This window comes from Nostoc sp. DSM 114160 (assembly GCF_053470305.1).
This window is the reverse complement of the sequence record NZ_JBPFGO010000001.1, coordinates 823,978-842,875: the sequence shown is the minus strand read 5'-3', so window position 1 is coordinate 842,875 and position 18,898 is coordinate 823,978. Positions and strand designations below refer to the sequence as shown.

General features: G+C 40.5%; 13 protein-coding genes and 1 pseudogene. 7 read left to right on the top strand and 7 right to left on the bottom strand.

Features of this window, described 5'->3' with window-relative positions:
- Positions 1-39: 39 nt before the first annotated feature.
- Entirely contained in the window at positions 40-1,206 is a 1,167-nt protein-coding gene (locus NSTCB13_RS03980; RefSeq protein ID WP_448271402.1) for a DUF1822 family protein, read from the bottom strand.
- 202 nt (positions 1,207-1,408) lie between these two features.
- Positions 1,409-2,575: a sigma-70 family RNA polymerase sigma factor gene (locus NSTCB13_RS03975; RefSeq protein ID WP_448271401.1), complete on the bottom strand. Its 1,167-nt coding sequence runs from the start codon at positions 2,573-2,575 to the stop codon at positions 1,409-1,411.
- A 184-nt stretch (positions 2,576-2,759) separates the two neighbouring features.
- Between NSTCB13_RS03975 and NSTCB13_RS03970 the strand changes: the two genes are divergently transcribed.
- The 5 genes from NSTCB13_RS03970 (at position 2,760) to NSTCB13_RS03950 (ending at position 12,660) form a co-directional block, all read left to right on the top strand.
- Positions 2,760-3,194 carry a hypothetical protein gene (locus NSTCB13_RS03970; protein ID WP_445628452.1) on the top strand — a complete coding sequence of 145 codons (435 nt, stop codon included), beginning with the start codon at positions 2,760-2,762 and terminating at the stop codon, positions 3,192-3,194.
- 669 nt (positions 3,195-3,863) lie between these two features.
- A complete protein-coding gene (locus NSTCB13_RS03965) occupies positions 3,864-4,289 on the top strand; it encodes a hypothetical protein (RefSeq protein ID WP_448271400.1) in 426 nt (141 codons plus the stop codon).
- A gap of 290 nt (positions 4,290-4,579) precedes the next feature.
- Positions 4,580-5,365: a hypothetical protein gene (locus NSTCB13_RS03960; protein ID WP_448268714.1), complete on the top strand. Its 786-nt coding sequence runs from the start codon at positions 4,580-4,582 to the stop codon at positions 5,363-5,365.
- Positions 5,362-6,996, top strand: coding sequence for an ATP-grasp domain-containing protein (locus tag NSTCB13_RS03955; protein ID WP_448271399.1), 1,635 nt, complete (start codon positions 5,362-5,364; stop codon positions 6,994-6,996). Before NSTCB13_RS03960 ends, NSTCB13_RS03955 begins: the two co-directional genes overlap by 4 nt.
- 294 nt (positions 6,997-7,290) lie before the next feature.
- Positions 7,291-12,660 carry an nSTAND1 domain-containing NTPase gene (locus tag NSTCB13_RS03950; RefSeq protein WP_448271398.1) on the top strand — a complete coding sequence of 1,790 codons (5,370 nt, stop codon included), beginning with the start codon at positions 7,291-7,293 and terminating at the stop codon, positions 12,658-12,660.
- On the opposite strand, the gene NSTCB13_RS03945 is transcribed toward NSTCB13_RS03950, so the two are convergent.
- From NSTCB13_RS03945 to NSTCB13_RS03930, 4 genes and pseudogenes are all read right to left on the bottom strand, one after another.
- Complete coding sequence (locus NSTCB13_RS03945) at positions 12,614-12,955, bottom strand: hypothetical protein (protein ID WP_445628448.1); 342 nt, start codon at positions 12,953-12,955, stop codon at positions 12,614-12,616. The genes NSTCB13_RS03950 and NSTCB13_RS03945 overlap by 47 nt on opposite strands.
- A 418-nt stretch (positions 12,956-13,373) precedes the next feature.
- A complete protein-coding gene (locus tag NSTCB13_RS03940; RefSeq protein ID WP_448271397.1) occupies positions 13,374-14,561 on the bottom strand; it encodes an NADH:flavin oxidoreductase/NADH oxidase in 1,188 nt (395 codons plus the stop codon).
- A 71-nt stretch (positions 14,562-14,632) separates the two neighbouring features.
- Positions 14,633-14,968 (bottom strand): annotated as a pseudogene (locus NSTCB13_RS03935) (hypothetical protein); the annotation flags it as partial.
- 3 nt (positions 14,969-14,971) lie between these two features.
- The gene (locus NSTCB13_RS03930; RefSeq protein WP_448273232.1) at positions 14,972-15,169 is read right to left on the bottom strand and encodes a hypothetical protein; all 198 of its coding nucleotides are present in this window, start codon (positions 15,167-15,169) and stop codon (positions 14,972-14,974) included.
- Between NSTCB13_RS03930 and NSTCB13_RS03925 the strand changes: the two genes are divergently transcribed.
- Positions 15,140-16,153 carry an IS701 family transposase gene (locus tag NSTCB13_RS03925; protein ID WP_448271396.1) on the top strand — a complete coding sequence of 338 codons (1,014 nt, stop codon included), beginning with the start codon at positions 15,140-15,142 and terminating at the stop codon, positions 16,151-16,153. The genes NSTCB13_RS03930 and NSTCB13_RS03925 overlap by 30 nt on opposite strands.
- Before the next feature lie 29 nt (positions 16,154-16,182).
- Here the strand turns inward: NSTCB13_RS03925 and NSTCB13_RS03920 are convergent, their stop codons facing one another.
- Positions 16,183-16,401 carry a hypothetical protein gene (locus NSTCB13_RS03920; protein WP_448271395.1) on the bottom strand — a complete coding sequence of 73 codons (219 nt, stop codon included), beginning with the start codon at positions 16,399-16,401 and terminating at the stop codon, positions 16,183-16,185.
- A 413-nt stretch (positions 16,402-16,814) separates the two neighbouring features.
- On the opposite strand from NSTCB13_RS03920, the gene NSTCB13_RS03915 reads away from it, so the two are divergent.
- Positions 16,815-18,491 carry an alpha-keto acid decarboxylase family protein gene (locus NSTCB13_RS03915; protein ID WP_445628445.1) on the top strand — a complete coding sequence of 559 codons (1,677 nt, stop codon included), beginning with the start codon at positions 16,815-16,817 and terminating at the stop codon, positions 18,489-18,491.
- The last annotated feature ends 407 nt before the right edge of the window (positions 18,492-18,898 follow it).

Below are 18,898 nucleotides of genomic sequence, written 5' to 3'. Positions count from 1 at the left end.
GGAGCGGGTGTCGTCACTCCTGTTTTGAACCAAGGAACTTTAAAACTTGAGTATTTCCCAATTATAATTGTCCGGAAAAGGTTCTATTTCCCAGACTATGCTTTCTCCTGCTTCTAAGGCAACTTCTACGTAGAGTTGTTCTACAGCCGTTGCAGCTACATCTTCATTATTGGGAAAAGGCTGTAAATCTTCGGTAAGTAATCGGAGTTTAAAACCACCGGGAATAGCTGCACCGATCGCAGCATTACGTAATTCAAAACGCCAAATAGTTGCATCTGGCTCGCCTTGTGGTATAATTAAAAGTTCGTAAATTTGACCTGCGATCGCCAGCCGACGAGAGAGAATAGTACTTGGTTGCGTGTCTTCCACACCCCGCGCCCCAGCAGCACTCAGTTGTAAATCAAAGCTTCCCCAACCGACAGCTTCAGCAACTTGAGAAACACCGCTTTGCAACCATTGGATAACTGACCACTGTTCTGGTAATCCTAAGCGTCGTTGATATAAATTTTGTCGCCAACCGCCATGTTGAATTAATCCACCCCACAGTTGAAAAGGGATTTCTTGTCGAGGTGTAAGTATTTCCGGGTTTCCCAGACGGGCAATTAAATTTTCTGCCTGTTGTGGCGATAAGCTCGGAATCTCTTTAATAGGGCTACGGGTGGGTTCTTCTGGGCACAATTGACGCGCCATAGCTAAAACGCTGATGTCGTTGATTATATCAGTAGCATCTAGGGAATAAGTGCGATCGCTGGCATCATAACTGCCTTGAGTTTTCAGTTGTTCATGGCTACAATAACCCCAAACCTTAACATAGCCTTCGTCTGGTTCAACTTGCACAGCTAAATAATAATCACCTACCCAACTAGAAATATCCACCCATTCTTGAGGTACTCGCAATTCACTCAAATCAATTGCTTCACTAGGAACTAAGACTAATCTTGTTGTCCCAAGCGTGAGTGCAATTCCATTAACCAGTTCCCAGAAACTGGGTAAAGCTGTGGTAGTTGGCCAAACCTTTGTCTGTGGTGTCCAATCTTCTTGCAACCATAGCAAAATAGCACCCAGGCAAAGTTGATTAATATAAGCTTGATAGCGAGAATTAGGATTAGAAAAAGCTTGGCTGTGTAAATCTGTTTGGTTTTGGGTAGTTGTAGGGATTTCCAAAACCATATCTGTTGGGTTAGCGAAAGTAAATACAGTAGTCATAGGAGTTGGGGATTGGGGTTGAGGTTCTAAGTTCAGCTTTGCGTAAAATCGTTGCGAATTGAGGGTTGAAATTTAAACGCATAGGTTCGCAAAGGGACGTAGAGAATTCACTACGAATTAATGAAATGTTGTAAGTAGCTAGATTAACGAGGTTTTGAGGTGGATGAACGAGGTTTTAACTCCCCTTGTCCCCACTCCCCAGTTATCCACCATAGTAATTTTTCAACCATTCCTCCATTAGTATGTTTATACTCTTGAGTAGGTCTGAAGTAACGGAAATATGCAAACTATCTTTACTCCAATTAGCTAAAAAGCGTAACAAAGTTTCTTGGGCTTTTTTTAGTCGCCGCGAGACAGTATATTGCTGTATTTGTAATTGTTTGGCAATTTTGTCTTGAGTTAGTTCTTGAGCATAATAAAGTTGTAAAATCTCTTGTACTTGCGGTTCGAGTTGAGCGATCGCAGCCACTAAAACTTTGTTAATCTCAGTTTGTTGAAACTTTCTTGTTTGTTCTTCTTCTTGAGCCAGAATTTGATTAATTAGAGATTCTTGTTGTGTTCCGGGAATATTATCAAGCCACTCCCACGAATCATCATTACCTTTAGGGATATTAAGAGAGTCAACCCTAAAATAACGATAGCGGCGTGCGGCTTTAGCAGCAGTTAAAAGCCACTTTTCTAGGGTTTGGGAATTGACTTGCTGACTACTTTGTGAATTATAAGCTTTAGCGATCGCCTCCCAAATCTCGTTGTCTGGTTGAGGAATTTGGCGAGAAGTGCCTTTTTGCGTTGGGATATATATACTTTTAAAACAGTTCCAAGCGAGGACGTAATCGTTAATATCCTCCAGCAACAAACCTGCATTTTGTAAAGACTCCACCAAAAATTTTTTAGTAATTTTTCGTAATAATCCCCAATCGGTACAAATATCAATTTCACGATTTTGGCGTAAATTTTCCCGAATAGCACTGCTAAAGAGGGCGCTAGCGTAGTTTTTTAATATAAAGCCTCGATCTGGATTAAATCCTTTGAGGACTTTATCAACTTGAGCGATCGCAATTTGAAAACAGTCTGATAACTTGTACTGAGTACTCGCAAAACTGTTAACTGTTTTTTGGGATGCCCAATAACAGGATTCTTGCAAGTAAGCCGTTAGATGCTGTTTAGCCAGTAGCGTTGTTTCAGGAACGAGCCAAAATTTATACCAATATAAAATCCAAAAATTTTCCGAAGTTTCTTGAGGAGTGTGGTTGAGACAACTTTGGATACTGCGACGTAACTTTGATTCCGTCGCCCAACCACTGAAGCGATCGGCGTCAAATTGCACAAAAGTCGAAAAAATTTCAATGATGCTTTGCCGAGGGTGCATAAAAAAATGGAACCCAACCTATAGGAAGACTGAAGGCGTTAAAGGACGCCTACACAAACTTTACTACAAGGTGTGAGGATTATATTTCGACTTCGATGAAATATTTTATACTTAGCCAACTGGTAATCGTGTCTACTTATCAATAAATTACAAAAACAATTACAAATAATGGAGTGTGACTAAAATGTTGAAACGTTCTTTGAGTATTATTGCTGCTAGTAGCATCTTAACTACTGCTTTAATCAATCCTGCTTTAGCTGTACCTGCTGACTTTATTGGTACTTGGGTAAATAAAGATGCCAATACTTCTAATATTACTCGTTTAGTAATTACCTCAAGTGGTAGCAATAAATTAAATATTAAGGTGTTTGGCAAATGTCATCCTAGTGATTGTGATTGGGGAACTGCACCATTACTTACCTATGGTATTAATGTCCAAGATACTAATCATAAATATGCAACAGCTAACTATAATAAAGGGTTCGCAAATTCCTTCTTAACCTTGGGATCTGCTGGTCAAGAATTACTGTTGCAAGGCTATACGCAGTTTTTAGATAATAGCGGCAGGCAGAATTACTATTCTCGTGAATACTTTCAAAAGCAAACAAGAGTGAGATAAGCGATCGCTAAAAATCAGCATTAATTATTACTCTAATACCAATTCTGTATGAAGATGCACATAATAATACCCCCCTGTAGTCCCCCCTTGATAAGGGGGGACGGCGATAGCCGGGGGGTGAATTATATGCAGCTTCACAAAGAAACGGTATAACAACAATAGAGAAGTTTGCAAGTAAGTGAAGCAGCGCACTCTTCGGGGTTCCCCCCATGAGCGACTGCTGAACCCGCAGGGTGAGGTACACAAAGCAAGACTGAAAATAAGATAGAAATAGTTTCTAGTTATTGCCTCAAAATCCATAGCTTTGTACTTCAAAACTGCTGCAAAATGTAAAATTTATCCCAGCATTAAACCTCGCTTTTGCGGGGTTTGTCTATTTGTATTCAAAACTGAATTATTCTCAAAAAACAATTTTCAAAAATTTTGCCAAGACTGCATAAAAATATCAAAGCAAACCTATTGAGTAAGTGAAGGGTGAAAACTGAAAACTTTAATTTGATTTTTTCAATAGTTTTCATACGATCGCAATTTACTTAATAAAGTAATCTTTTTTTAACCTGTAACGAATGAGTTGTAGGAGAAAAAAAGATGAAACTTAAGTAGCCGTATAAACTTGAAAAATTCAGTCACAACAACAAAAGCAATAAACCAACTTAAAGGAGAATCAAAATGAAAATTACAAGTTCAACTTCTACACGTTTAGCATTAGTAATGGGTTTAGCAATAGCTAGTTCAATTATTAGTACTGTAGCTAAAGCTGAATCTATCCCCCAAGTAAATTCTCATGGTAGCGTATCCAATAAGCCTTTTATTACTAATTCTGCCCGTCGCGATACTCTTCATAATTTGAATCAACGACCGTTGAATAGTATTTTAGAAACTGACGGTGGTAAAACAAAAGAATCGAGTGATAAAGGCAAAGATTCTAGCGATAAAGGTAAGGATAGTAAAGAGACTTGCGAAAGTGGTAACTGTGGTGGTGCTTTTCTAGATAGAGTCAATCCAGTTATTTTACCAGCAGATCAACTGAAAGTTCCTGTACTACAAAATGTGCGTCCTCAAACTTTAATTAAAGCTAACAAGCCAATCTTCTAAAGAATAGAGATTGAAAATACAGATTCTCGACTTTTTGAAGAAGTCGGGAATCTAAGAGGTTGTTTGAAAAGTGGTTGACTGTGCTTTTAATTACGTTTTTACCCCCCCTTAATCCCCCCTTCGACAAGCTCAGGGCATCGCTTATAAAGGGGGGAAACAAGAAAAATCTGGTTTTCTCCCCAATACATACGGGGAGGGTTAGGGAGGGGTAAAAAAATATTTGATACATCAATCATGACTTTTCAAACATCCTCTAAGCCTTCCATGAAAGAAACGAGCGACTAAATACTATGGATTTATTAATTATTGGTTCGAGTGATGACATTTTTTGTCAAGCAGTTAACGAATTGGTTAGACAAAAAGGTTATACGAGTCAAGTTTTAGATGTTTGCAATGCTGCAAGAATGTTTTCTATCAGTGTTACTTCTGAAAAATTATCTATTACACCAGAAATCCCAGTTATTTTACGTATTCCGCCACAGACGCCGATTCGCACTAGTTTTGATGATTCTTTTATTTATGATGAGTGTCTTGCTACTTTATGGGCAGCGATGACATTATCTAAATCAACAGTAATTAATCGTCCAACCGCAAACAGTCTTTGGGGTAATTTATCATATTCTTCTAACTTGACTAAATTAAAGGCTGGTTATACTAGCAATCTAGAAGTATTCTCTTCACAAGTTCCACCATCGCCGCAAGCATTACTTGATAAACAATGGTATCTCCAAGATTTAACTACTTATAATACTGCTGCGTATCCACAAATCCCTGAAGGGGTGGGGCCATTTCGCGCAAGTTGGGTTTCGGCTAACCTGGAATATGAAATTGTTGTTGTTTTAGAAGATAAAGCATGGCGTTGCACCAATACATCTCTAGAACATTTACAGTTAGAACAAAAAAGTATTTCGCTGCTAAGAAATTTAGATTTGGTATTTGGTACTGTAACTTGGAGTATTGATAGCAACCTAGAAAGTGCCAATATTGCTCGTATCAACCCTTATCCATCTTTGGAAGAAATACAGTTTGTTTGGTCGGATTTTGCTCCCGCACTTTTGGAGACTATTTTCTCATGATTTATGCAATTGGCCTTGATTCAGATCGCACTTTTTGTCATTTTGTTAACTACGCTAAATCTCGTGGTGTCGAAGTACAAGTAATTAATTTACGCGAAGTGATTCAAAATGGAGATTGGCGGCTAGCATTACCCGATGATAATCAAAGTTGGATAAGTTTTTCTAGCGAAAAGTACATATTAAATCCTCATGGTTCTTATTATTGTCGCTTGATTGACCTTTCAACCGTACAATCAGATTTACAAGATGCGATGCGATGGAAAAGTCTTCTTGCTGCACTTTGCTGTTGGCTAGAACATATTCCCGGTAACGTAATTAATCGCCCTGGTGCTGGTGGTAATAATTTCTCAAAACCGCTTCATGAATTTCATCTGCAATCTTTAGGTTTTCAAGTTGCTGATAGCGTTACCAGTTCCAATCCAGAAATTCTAGCTGAGTTTGCTAACGCTGGATTAACAATTGTTAAGACAACATCGGGTGTTCGTGCTGATAGCAGATTGGTAAAATCAGAGGAGTTTCTCGATTTCCACCCAGACGCAGGCCCAGTTCATTTACAAAGATATGTACAGGGTGCTGATGTGCGCGCGCACGTAGTGGGTAATAGAGTTCACGCAGAATTGATAAAATGTCCACAGGTAGACTATCGCCATTTTCATGAAGAAGCTGAGTATATCGAGTGGGAGTTACCAGAAGCTTTACACCAAAAAATTATTAATGCAACTGCCGCATTAGGGTTAAAGTTTGCAGGTTGGGATTTTAAAGTTACTAACTCTTTAGAATACTGGTGTTTAGAAGTTAATCCAATGCCGGGATACGATGGATATGATATTCGGGCAGATGGTAAAATAACAGATTCGCTATTAGCTTTGCTGACAGAAGATATTACAGGAAATAATATTAGTTGGTATACAGATTCGAGTAATGAAATTTTCTCAGAAAAAATTGTGACAGTCGAACAGTGTAATGATATTTGTTCTGTAATTCATAGTTTAAAAGAATTATGGATAAAACGAGGAAAATCTCCAAAATTTTTCTATACTTTAGGTACGGCTAGTTACTTAGATTTCTTAAATGAACCTAATTTTTCTAGAGATTATTATACTATAGCTCGCGAACATAATCTAATACTAGAAGAACGTTTAGGTTGGCTTTATAAGTTAGTCAAAGAATATTTAGAGCAGACGCTTATAAACCCTGTAGTGTATAAAGCAGGTGCAGCATTGCCAGGTTTTCATATTTGGCAAGATGCTAATCTTATTACTAAACCAAATGCCACTACACATTTCGATTTGCAGTACCGAAACCTCAAATGGGATGAAGATAAACTCGATACTGTAAACACAATATCCTTTACTTTACCAATTAAACTGCCTAAAAGTGGCGGTGGCTTGAATGTTTGGGATTTTAACTATATCAATGATTATAGCCAAGCGATCGCAGGTGATGTAGAGATTCTTAAACGATTTAGAACCAAAACCTTTCATGATTACAAAGTTGGTGAAATTGTCTTGCACAGCGGACATACACTTCATCAGATTGCACCAACTACTTGTATTTATCCTGACGATGAAAGAATAACTCTGCAAGGTCATGGATTGTTTTGCGATGGTCAATGGTTACTTTACTGGTAATAAATACGATCCCCCAACCTCTGACAAGTCTTTGTATAGAAAATTTATCAGCTTGGAACTGCAATTCAGTTATTATTAGTTCTGTATAGCAATCTTATCTGAGTTGTAATTTTATCCTAAAGTGCAAGTTACAGACTATTAGATATGAAGGACTTTTGAGAAACTTTTAGCATGTTTGCAAATGTTTTACTGTTGTTAAGCAGTTATTTAACTTATTGAATAATCATCAACAATTTAATTTTCCTACGTTACAACAGTATCTACCTTGTTTACAACGCATTTAGGACTACTGTAATGCCACCAATTGGGATCGCTAGTCGCTCAACTTCAGTCAAACAAACTGCAACTCCTAAGCTATGGCTAATATTGGTAGGAGTCAATAAATATCAAGATGACGGACTACCCAGCCTTAATTATTCAACAGTAGATTGTCAGGGTTTAGCAGAAGCATTGGTAGATGCTTCTGCACAATTTACCCAAACAGAGGTAACAATACACCATGATTTTGCACCGCAACCACCATCTTTAGAAAACATCCGTGCTAGTCTCCGACAAATTACCACTGCGGCTCAACCTATTGATACTATTTTATTTTATTTTTCTGGACATGGGATTGTAGAACCAAACATGCAGCAAGCATTTTTGTGTTTGGCAGATACTCAAAAATCCGATCTGCAAAACACAGCTTTAGCTTTACAAGAACTTTTACAATTGTTGGGTAATAGTGGGGTGCAAAATCAGCTTGTTTGGCTAGATGCTTGTCATAGTGGCGGGATGACACTCAGAGGTACAACAATAGAATCATTGCTGAATGCTACACCAAAAATGGTTGAAGTATTACAGCAGCGTGCTGCTAAAAGTAAAGGTTTTTATGCTTTGCTTTCTTGTGATGCTAACCAGCAATCTTGGGAGTTTCCCGAATTGGGACATGGGGTGTTTACTTATTATTTAATGAAAGGATTGCAAGGGGAGGCAGCAGATAGCCAAGGCTTAATTTATGTAGATAATTTGTATCGATACGTATATCATCAAACTCTCCAATATATAGATAAAAGTAATCAACAATTGCGGCTGATTAATCAGCAGAAAAAAACTAAAGGAGAAACTCAACTTTTTCGAGAATATCCGTTGCAAACTCCTAAACGAATTGTTGAGGGAGTTGGGGAACTAATTGTAGGAAAAAGATTAACCCAGGCAACTTTTGGAGTGCATCGCCGGATAGGAATAGTAGTAGAGGGATTATCAGTCAGCAAAACAACATTAGATATTAGCAAATTTCTCGGAAGTGCTGGAGATTTTGCACTAGAGTATTTGCCAGCAACAAAAGTATCTGCCGATCGCATAAAAGAAGCGATCGCTACTCATTTACAACAACCAGCATCAGAAGTTATTCTACTTTATCTGCGGGGACGAATTGAAGAAACTGACGCAGGCGAATGGTTATTACTGGGAGAAAATATCCGCATCAAGCGTTCCTGGTTGAAACAACAGCTACGCCTCTGTACCGCTCAACAAATTATTATCCTCGATTGTCCTGTAGCTAATACATCCTTGCAAGATTGGGTAGAAGATTTGCAAATTGATTCCCACCAAGGACAATGTTTAATCGCTTACGCCTCACCGGCTGATGCACCAGAACGCTTCGCCCAAAAATTTCTCGATACTTTGATGGCAGCTTCCCAAGTAGATGGACTCTCAGCCGCCGCAGCGATCGCTCAACTACAATTATCCTTAGCAGGTAGCGGTGTTCCTCTTTACATCTGGCTATCAGGCAGACAAGGCATTATAGAAATTCTCCAAGCAAAAACCTACGGAAACACGCCAAAATCAACCACAGGATTAGATTTGGGAGTATGCCCTTACATGGGGCTAAGTGCTTTCTCTGAAGAAGATAGTCAATATTTTTACGGGAGAGAAGCCTTAACTCAGGAGTTAATTCACCAACTACGCGATCGCTCTTTTTTAGCCGTCATCGGTGCTTCTGGAAGCGGCAAATCTTCAATTGTCCAAGCTGGTGTAATTCCCCAACTACGATTGGGCAAACAAATACCCAGTAGCGAACAATGGTGGATTGGAAGTATTCGCCCAGGGGGAAATCCGCTTGAAGCTTTAGCGCGGCGGCTTGGGGGAGTGGGGGGGCAGGGGGGCAGAGGAGCAGAGGAGGCAGGGGGAGCAGGGGAGCAGGGGAGGCAGGGGGAGAATTATTCTTACCCAATCCCCAGTCCCCAATCCCCAATCCCCAATCCCCAATCCCCAATCCCCAGTCCCCAGTCCCCAGCCCCCAGTCCCCAATCCCCAGTCCCCAGCCCCCAATCCCCCCATCTCTTGTTAGAGGGAATATTTCACCAAGGGGTGGAGGGATTTGTTTACTGGATACGCAATCAACCCCATCGAGTTGTGGTGTTAGTGGTAGATCAGTTTGAGGAACTGTTTACCCTAGCTCCAAACCCAGATAGAGAGCTATTTTTAGAATTATTGTTGGGAGCGGTGCAATATGCTGGCGATCGCTTCAAATTAATTATTACTTTACGCGCAGACTTTATTGCCTCCTGTTTAGAAGTACCAGCACTGGCGAAAGCTTTGCAGGATTTGAGCGTATTAGTTCCACCGAAGCTAAGTTTGGATGATTATCGGCGAGTGATTCTCAACCCGGCTCAACAAGTCGGGTTAAAAGTAGAACCAGAACTGGTGGAAGTATTGTTGCGGGAGTTAAATCACTCACCTGGAGATTTGCCGTTACTAGAATTTGTTTTAGAACAATTATGGCAACATCGAGTTGCTGGTGAGTTGACTTTACAAACCTATCAAGAGCAACTAGGGGGAATTCAAGGAGCATTAGAGCGATCGTCTCAGGCTGTTTACGAAAGTTTAGATACCCAAATGCGAGAGTGTGCTAAATGGATTTTTTTATCTTTGACGCAACTAGGTGAGGGTACAGAAGATACTCGCAGACGGGTACATAAATCAGAGTTAATAGTCAAAAAATATCCCGCCGCAGTGGTAGAAAAAACCCTCAACGCCCTAACTGCTGCCAAGTTAGTAGTGATGAATTTAGAAGAAGAAGTAACAAAAGGACAAAGTAGACAAGGCGAACCAGAAAACATTTCTCCCCCTACCTCCCCTGCCCCCCGGTCACTGAGCGTAGCCGTTCGCGCAGCGTCTCGTAGAGAAGTGCTGCTCCCCTGCCCCTCTGCTCCCATCACAGTAGAAGTTGCCCATGAAATCCTCATCCGTCATTGGTCAACTTTACGCTGGTGGTTAGAAGAAAATCGCGATCGCTTGCGAAAACAAAGGCAAATTGAACAGGCTTCCCAATTATGGCTGCAACGTAATCAGCAAGCTGATTTTTTGTTGCAAGGAGTGCGACTGGCAGAAGCAGAAGATATCTATATTAAATATACCGACGAACTTTCTGCTGATGTACAACGGTTTATTGAAGCTTGTTTAGTACAAAGAAAACAACAGCAACTACAAGAGAAAAGAAGACTCAAGCAAGCTCAAAGGGCTGTAGTTGCACTCAGCGTTTTGGGATTAGCGGCAGTCTGTTTCGGCTCTTTAGCCTATTGGAAATCCCAAGCAGCCCAATTACGAGAAATTGAAGCATTAAATGCCTCATCTCAAGCTAATCTTTTATCACATCAGCAGCTAGAAGCATTAATTGCCAGCGTTAAAGCAGGTAAACAGCTAAAAAACACCTTTGGCGCACCAGCCGAGGTGCAAACTCAGACTCTGGGTGTTTTACAACAAGTAATTTCTGGAACCCAAGAGCGCAACCGCTTAGAAGGGCATACCGCTGAAGTATCGAGCGTGAGTTTCAGTCCTGACGGCAAAACAATTGTATCAGCTAGTAACGACAAAACGGCCATAATTTGGGGACGGGATGGCACAAAGCTACGAACATTAACAGGGCATACTGATATAGTACGGAGTGTCAGTTTCAGCCCAGATGGTCAAACGATCGCAACTGCTAGTTTCGATCGTACCGTCAAGCTGTGGAGAACTAGGGACGGTGGTTTAATTAGAACGCTAAACGGTCATACTAGGGAGGTTTTGAGTTTATCTTGGTCTAGGAACGGTAAGACGATCGCCACTGGTAGCGCCGATGGCACTGCTAAAATTTGGCAAGTTAGCGATGGTCATTTGCTGAGAACTTTTAGCGGATATAAGGATTTTATTAATAGTGTCAGTTTTAGCCCTGATGGGGAAATTTTGGCGATCGCTAGTGCAGATAAGACTGTTAAACTTTGGAGTGTTAGCGATGGATTGTTGCAAAAAACCCTACTTGGGCATAGCGCTGGAGTTTCCAGTGTCGCTTTTAGCCCCGATGGTCAAATACTAGCTTCAGCTAGCGAAGATAAAACCGTGAGACTCTGGCGCAGAGATGGGACACTGCTAAAAATTATTCCAGCGCACAATGCAGGAGTTCTCAGCGTCAACTTCAGCCATGATGGTCAAACCCTAGCTTCCACCAGCGCTGATAGCACAATCAAACTTTGGAGTTCTAAGGACGGCTCTTTACGCCAAACTTTATTAGGACATAGTATTGCAGTATATAGCACCAGTTTTAGCCCAGATGACCAAACTTTAGTCTCGGCTAGCGCTGATAAAACTGTTAGACTTTGGCAGCGAGATAATCCTCTATTCAAAACTCTCACAGGATCTCAAGGTCAACTCTATAGTGTGAGTTTTAGCCCCGATGGGCAAACTCTAGCTACCGCAGGTCAAGACACTACGATCGAACTTTGGCGGACTCGTGACGGAACTTTGCGCCAAACTCTAGAAGGTCATAGTACTTCAGTTTATGGACACAGCGATGAAGTCTACGGTTTAGCCTTCAGCCCTGACGGCGAGACATTAGCTTCAGCTAGTCTTGACCATTACATTAAACTTTGGCGGACTCGTGACGGCTATATGATTAAAACCCTCCAAGGTCATCGCAGCAATGTCAATAGTCTCAGCTTTAGCCTTAATAGTCAAATTCTGGCCAGCGCCAGTGCTGATATGACCATTAAACTTTGGAATATTCAAAGAAAAGCTTTAATTAAAACTCTCCAAGGACACACGGCTGAAGTTTTGAGCGTTCGTTTCAGCCCTGATGGTCAAGTACTGGCCTCAGCTGGTAGAGATAACAAAGTTTTGCTTTGGAGAGTTAAAGATAGCAAATTACTGTATAATCTTTCAGGACATACTAATGCTGTCAACGCCATCAGTTTTAGTCCTGACGGTCAAGTACTCGCCTCGGCTAGTGCTGATAAAACTATTAAACTCTGGCAAGTCAGCAATGGAACTTTACTACAAACTCTTACAGGACATACTGATGCTATCTACAGCGTCAGCTTTAGTCCTGATGGTAAGATAATAGCCTCAGCTAGCGGTGATGGAAGCATTAAACTTTGGAACCGTGATGGCAGAGAACTCAAAACTCTCCCAGGCCATACTGATGCAGTATTGAGCCTCAGTTTTAGCCCTGATGGGAAATTTTTGGCTTCTGCCAGTTTTGATGGTACAGCTAAACTTTGGCGTCTTTTTAGCACAGAACTGCAAACCCAAGATTTAGACAATCTACTGATTCGCAGTTGTAAATTGCTGAAGGATTACCTCAAAACTAACCCGAATATTAGCGACCAAGAACGGGGTTGGCTATGTTCAGATTTACGGAGTTAGACTTAATCGTATTTTGTAAACCTGTACCCAGTTGCAACAATGTATCTCTGCGAGGAGGTCTGGGCCCTGGGCCTTTTACCGGCGAGCTCCCACCGGTTGGGCCTGGTGATTGGCCATCTCCTGGGTTAGAGAGTTGATTCTCAATTACAGGAGTTTGAAACTCTCCCTTGACCACAACTTGTTGTAAATTACCAACTTTAGGTGTAATGACTTGTACAGGATTTGCCAAAGTAGGTAATGCAGTGAATAATATCGTTGGTAATGCGATCGCTAAACCCAAAATTTGCTTTTGCATATCAAGCCTTTTTCCTTTTAATATATACTTTCAACTGAACTACTAGGGAGCCTGTACCTCTGTAGATACTTAGCTACAAAGGCAAGCAACAGTATTCCAGATTTTGGGTTTAAAACCCTTCACTGACTTAATAGATCCAGTTGAGTTTTTTTATGCAGTTTTCTGAGTGGTATTTCCAGTACTTATGTCCATTAAATAATTAAAGCGAATTTTGGGGAAAGCGAACTACTAGTTCTTATATCATGTCCGCCTAATTAGTTATGATTCCTGCATCTGTGCAAAAACCAGGAAAACCTCTTTCCCCCTGCCCCCTGCTCCCTGCCCCCTGCGGTCTTAATGATAAGTCTTTAACCGGACATGATATTAGCCCCTAGTCTCTCTTTCAAGTATGCTGTATGGTGTATAAAGTTTACGACAGCTACTTACGTTTTTGACGTTTGACTGCATAACCATAAGGTACAGGCCAGTTCGGTGTTTCATCCAAGCTAGACTGAGCATGAATAGACCAGTATGGGTCGCGCAACAATTCTCGACCGATGAGAACTAAATCTGCACAGCCACGAGTAATGATTTGATTGGCATACTCAGCATTATTTATTAATCCTACAGCTGCTGTATTGATTTGAGCTGATTGCTTGATTTTGGCAGCAAAAGGCACTTGATAACCTTTCTCTACAGGAATTTTCGCTTGAGGCACTAACCCGCCTGTAGAAACATCGATCAAATCAACACCTAATACTTTTAGTTCACGAGATAGAATCACTGATTGCTCAATATTCCAACCGCCTTCTACCCAATCAGTAGCAGAGATGCGAACAAAAAGTGGCATACCTTGAGGCAAAATATCTCGTATCCGTCTTGCCACCTCTAGCAATAGACGTATTCTATTTTCTAACGAACCTCCGTAAATGTCTGTTCGCTGATTACTGAGCGGTGAAAGAAAAGAATGCAATAGATAGCCATGAGCGGCGTGGATTTCGATAACTTGAAAACCAGCTTGCAGCGCCCGCTCTGCTGCTTGCACAAATGCGATAATGGTTTCTTCAATACCACGCTCATCAAGGGACATGGGAACAGGACTATTAGCATCAAACCCAATTGAGCTTGGTGCAACTATAGTCCAAGCGCCTTGTTCGGGTGTTAAAGGTGAACCCCCTAGCCAAGGAACATTACTACTTGCCTTTCGCCCAGCATGAGCCAATTGAATGCCTACAACCGCTCCTTGTTGACGAACAAAGCGCACAATACGTGCTAATGGTTCAATCTGAGTATCATCCCAAAGACCGAGATCGCCAGGTGTAATTCGCCCAATGGATGTTACTGCTGTTGCTTCCACCATAATTAAACCAACACCGCCAGCTGCCCTGCTCCCCAAGTGAACAAAGTGCCAATCATTTGCTATTCCATTCTCTGCGGAATATTGACACATTGGTGACATTGCCACGCGATTTGGCAAGATTAAATCTCGAATTTTTAGTGGACTAAATAAGTCTAATTCAGGTATATCCTGGTCGTGTAAACAACCTGATTGACTTCCATAAGACTGTAGGGATTCTAATCCATTAGAAGTTACGGATGATAAATTTGTTAAATTCTCTGTAGACATCTATTTGTTAATTCCTCTAGACTTTGAGCTAACAATTAATTCTTGGCGTATATTGCCAAAAGCAATTTATTTTAAGCACTAGTTGGCTCTGCATAACCTTGAATATTTTCCGGCTCAAAAGAGCGTAAGATACCCGTAGCACGTCGGGTTAGCTCCTCTGTTCCTTTAACCACTATTAAATACTTGCCTGCATTTAAACGATTGCGATATGGCAAAGCATCACCACTACCTACGGTAAGACCAACTCCACCACCTACTAGATAAGCCCCTAAAACACCAGAAGCTGCTCCTAAAATTCCGCCAATAATATGGCTGCCAATATCACCGAGCGCAAAGATTTCAATACCAGTTAGATAATTAAAGGCATAACCAGCAATAAACCCAAAAGGTACTAACCAGTATAACAGGACTTACGCAACTGGCACAGAGCGATCGCCGCTAGCTAGTACATGAGTATTATTTGAATTTAATTCCGAAAGCCTTGTATTCGTAATAGAGGCAGGTGTATTGGAGGCAAAGCATGAAAGATTCATGAGAAAATAGGTAGAGGTTGTATTAGATAAATGTTGCTTACGGTAATGAAATTTACTAAGCTTGATTACTGCCAATACTTATTAAGTAGTCAGATTAATTATACAATGACTAATTTGGCAGAGCATTTAGAAAGTATTAGCCATGATGCAATTAACTATTATTTAAACAGAGAAAAATTAACACCTCGGTTATTATGGGATAACGTGAAAGAGGTAATTGAACCTGATGCTAATGGTTACATAATATTTGATGATAGCGTTTTAGATAAAAGGTATTCTAAAGAAATAGAAACAGTCAGAAAACAATATAGTGGTAATGAACATGGTGTCCTCAAAGGTATTGGTGTAGTTAGCTGTGTGTATGTCAACCCTACTCTTCAAAAATTTTGGGTAATCGATTACCGCATTTTTAATCCTGATGTCGATGGTAAAACCAAGATAGACCATGTGAAAGACATGCTGCAAAACCTTGTATATCATAAGCTTTTACCATTCGATACTGTTTTGATGGACACATGGTATGCCGTACATAGTTTAATGCTTTATATTGATGCAATCGAGAAAATATATTATTGCCCTTTAAAAAATAATCGGTTAGTTGATGATACATTTGGACAAGACAAATATAAACGTATTGAATTATTAGAATGGAGTCCTGAAGAACTAGACTGTGGTAAGATAATTAAAATTAAAGGGTTCCCAGCTAAGAAAAAAGTGAAACTATTCCGGGTTACTGTTTCTACCAACAGAACGGATTATATCGCCACTAACGATTTATCTCAAAGCTCCACGGATGTTGTACAAGAGGTGTGTAAAATTCGTTGGAAAATCGAGGAGTTTCACCGAGAGATTAAACAACTAACAGGCATTGAATCTTGTCAATGTCGTAAAGCTAGGCTTCAAAGAAATCATATTGCTTGTGCAATGTTGGTTTGGATTAGATTAAAGAATTTAGCCTATCAAACTGGTCAAACTATTTATCAAATCAAGCATAATTTGCTTTCTAATTATTTAATTCAGCAACTAAAACGCCCAAGTATTCTTATGTGCTTGGTTTGAGTTGAATTGTCGCTGGCTAGGGCTGCACCTTACCCCCTTTTTGTGCCAGTTGCGTAAGTCCTGTATAATAATCGCTTTGCTCCTTTACGAGCTTGTTGATTCGGATCAATCAGGTTGTAATCATCAGCACTTTTATAACCATTGCCCAAGATATCTACTTGGTTTGGAGATAAACCATCATTTGTTAAGGCAGAATAAGCTGCTTCTGCTTTTGATTTGTTTGGTAAAACTGCAATGAGGTAATTCATAGAACAAAATCCCACTAGATTATTTTCAAAAATTTTATCAACACTAGGCTATTTTCTAAGTACTCGTTATTTCGGCTAATTTAGTATTATTTTTTCATCGAGCTAAATAGAAAAATCAATTTTATATTTGAAAAATGAACAAACTAAATTGTACATATTAACTAGGACACCAAACCCTAGTCTTGAAAACATCTTTCTCAAGAACCACTTACAAGAAATACTTTTAATTCTTTAGAAATAACTATTTATCTTGATTTTTAACCTTCCGGTAGAAGTTCTTCTTAGATAAACGTCTATGATTATGCTCAGTTTTTAAGCTGAACGGCAAAAGTCACAATCCTATTCTTACTTCAGAGATACGCATCTAAGTTAAAGTTTTCATACTCTAAAGGGGTAAAATTTGGGCTTGGACAATGGCAAAGTTTACTGTTAGCGACTATTTATTGCTTCGTCTGGAGCAAATCGGCATCAAGCATATCTTTGGCGTTGCTGGAGACTATAATATGGAATTTCTCGACTATATTGTTAACCACGATGGCATCGAGTTAATTCCTACTTGCAACGAACTTAACGCATCTTATGCTGCCGATGGTTATGGTCGGATTAATGGTGTTGCGGCATTAGTAACTACCTTTGGTGTTGGTGAACTCAGTGCTATTAATGGTGTCGCTGGCGCTTATGCTGAACACGTTCCGGTTGTAGCGATTACTGGTGCTCCTGCAACTAAAATTCAAGCTCTTGGTTCACTTGTCCATCATACGTTTGGTACTGGTGATTTTTCAATCTTTGCCCGAATGTATCAACAGGTAACGGTGGCTCAAGCATATTTAACAAAGGAAAATGCAACAACGGAAATTGACAGAGTTTTAGGTATCTGTTTGCTGAAGAAATTACCTGTTTATATTTCCATACCTATGGATGTTGCTCTCACAGAGGTTTCTGCACCATCTGATTTGTTTATACCCCCTGTATTTCAGAGTGATGGCGCTACAATAGCAGAAATAGTTGATGTCTGTGTAAATATACTGGAAAAAGCTTCCCAACCTGTGATTATTGCTGATATTGGTGTAGCTCGTTATCACTTGCACGAACAATTGCGAGAACTGCTAACAGCTACCGGATACCCTTATGCCACGATGAACATGGGCAAAGGATTGCTAGAAGAAAGCCACCCCCAATTCATCGGCATATATAATGGTGCTGCCAGTGAGGAATCTGTTAGAAAACGTATTGAGCAGGCAGATTGTGTTTTAACTATCGGTGCTTTGATGACTGATTTCAACACAGGCAAGTTTTCTGCCAAACTCGATCCCAGCCAAACTATTGAAGTGCATGGGGAGTATGTAAAAGTTAAACATGCTTTATACAACAATGTCGCTATGGCAGATGTGCTTTCTGCTTTAAGCCAACGGTTGCAGCACCGCGATCCTCAAACGCTTTACTTCAAATCAGCAACAGAGAATTTAGATCCTGGTTTTATAGAGCCTATCGTTGGCGACTCTTCGGCACCGATTTCGCAGCAACATTTTTGGTATAGATTTGCTCATTTTCTCCAAGAAGATGACATTATTGTTGCCGAGACTGGAACTTGTTTGTTTGGCGCTTCTACCGTTCCTTTACCAAAAGGAGCTACTTTCGTTGGGCAAGTACTTTGGGGATCGATTGGTTACTCTGTTGGTTCATTACTTGGTTGTGCGTTGGCGAAGCCCACCGCAGGTATCGCTGCATCACAACGTCGCTCTATCCTACTAGTTGGTGACGGGTCTTTCCAAATGACTGCACAAGAACTTTCAACCATCTTACGCTATAATCTAAAACCGATTATTTTTTTACTCAACAATGATGGATATACTATAGAGCGTGATATTCACGGTGAACGTATGCCCTATAACGACATTCAACCTTGGAATTATCATCAGCTTCCTGAAGTTTTCGCTGGCAATGCCTGGGCAATTAAAGTTAGTACCGAATCCCAGTTAGACAAAGCATTACAAACAGCTCAACAAAACCATGACCAACTTGCTTTTATTGAGGTTGTCATGGATAAAATGGACAGCCCAGAGGTTCTGTTGAAAATGTTACAACAATAAAGCAACATACTGCCTCATCAACTTACATCTAGTTCTCTACCTTGGCTTGATTTATTAGGTACAGAATACGGCGATGCTTTGTGTTGTTCGCTCAAAATTGTAGATGTCCACCCCTTAAGTTCTAACTGATACAGTTAAAGTAACGTGAGTTCGACAAGCCCTTTTTTGACCTCTCCCCCAACCCCTCTCCGAGACGGAGAGGGGAGCCAAAACCCTAATCTTTCGTAGCTCCTCCCTTTGCCTGTGGGAGAGGGAGGTTGTCCGGGAGAAGTTCATCGAACTCCTAAGAAACAAGGCAGGAGGCAGGAGGCAGAAGTTAGAGGGGAAGAGGATTTGACTTGTTTCTTTCGCCCTTCCCGCAGGTGCGCCTCCGTTGGAGACTCACGTTAAAGTAGTCAAGATGCACA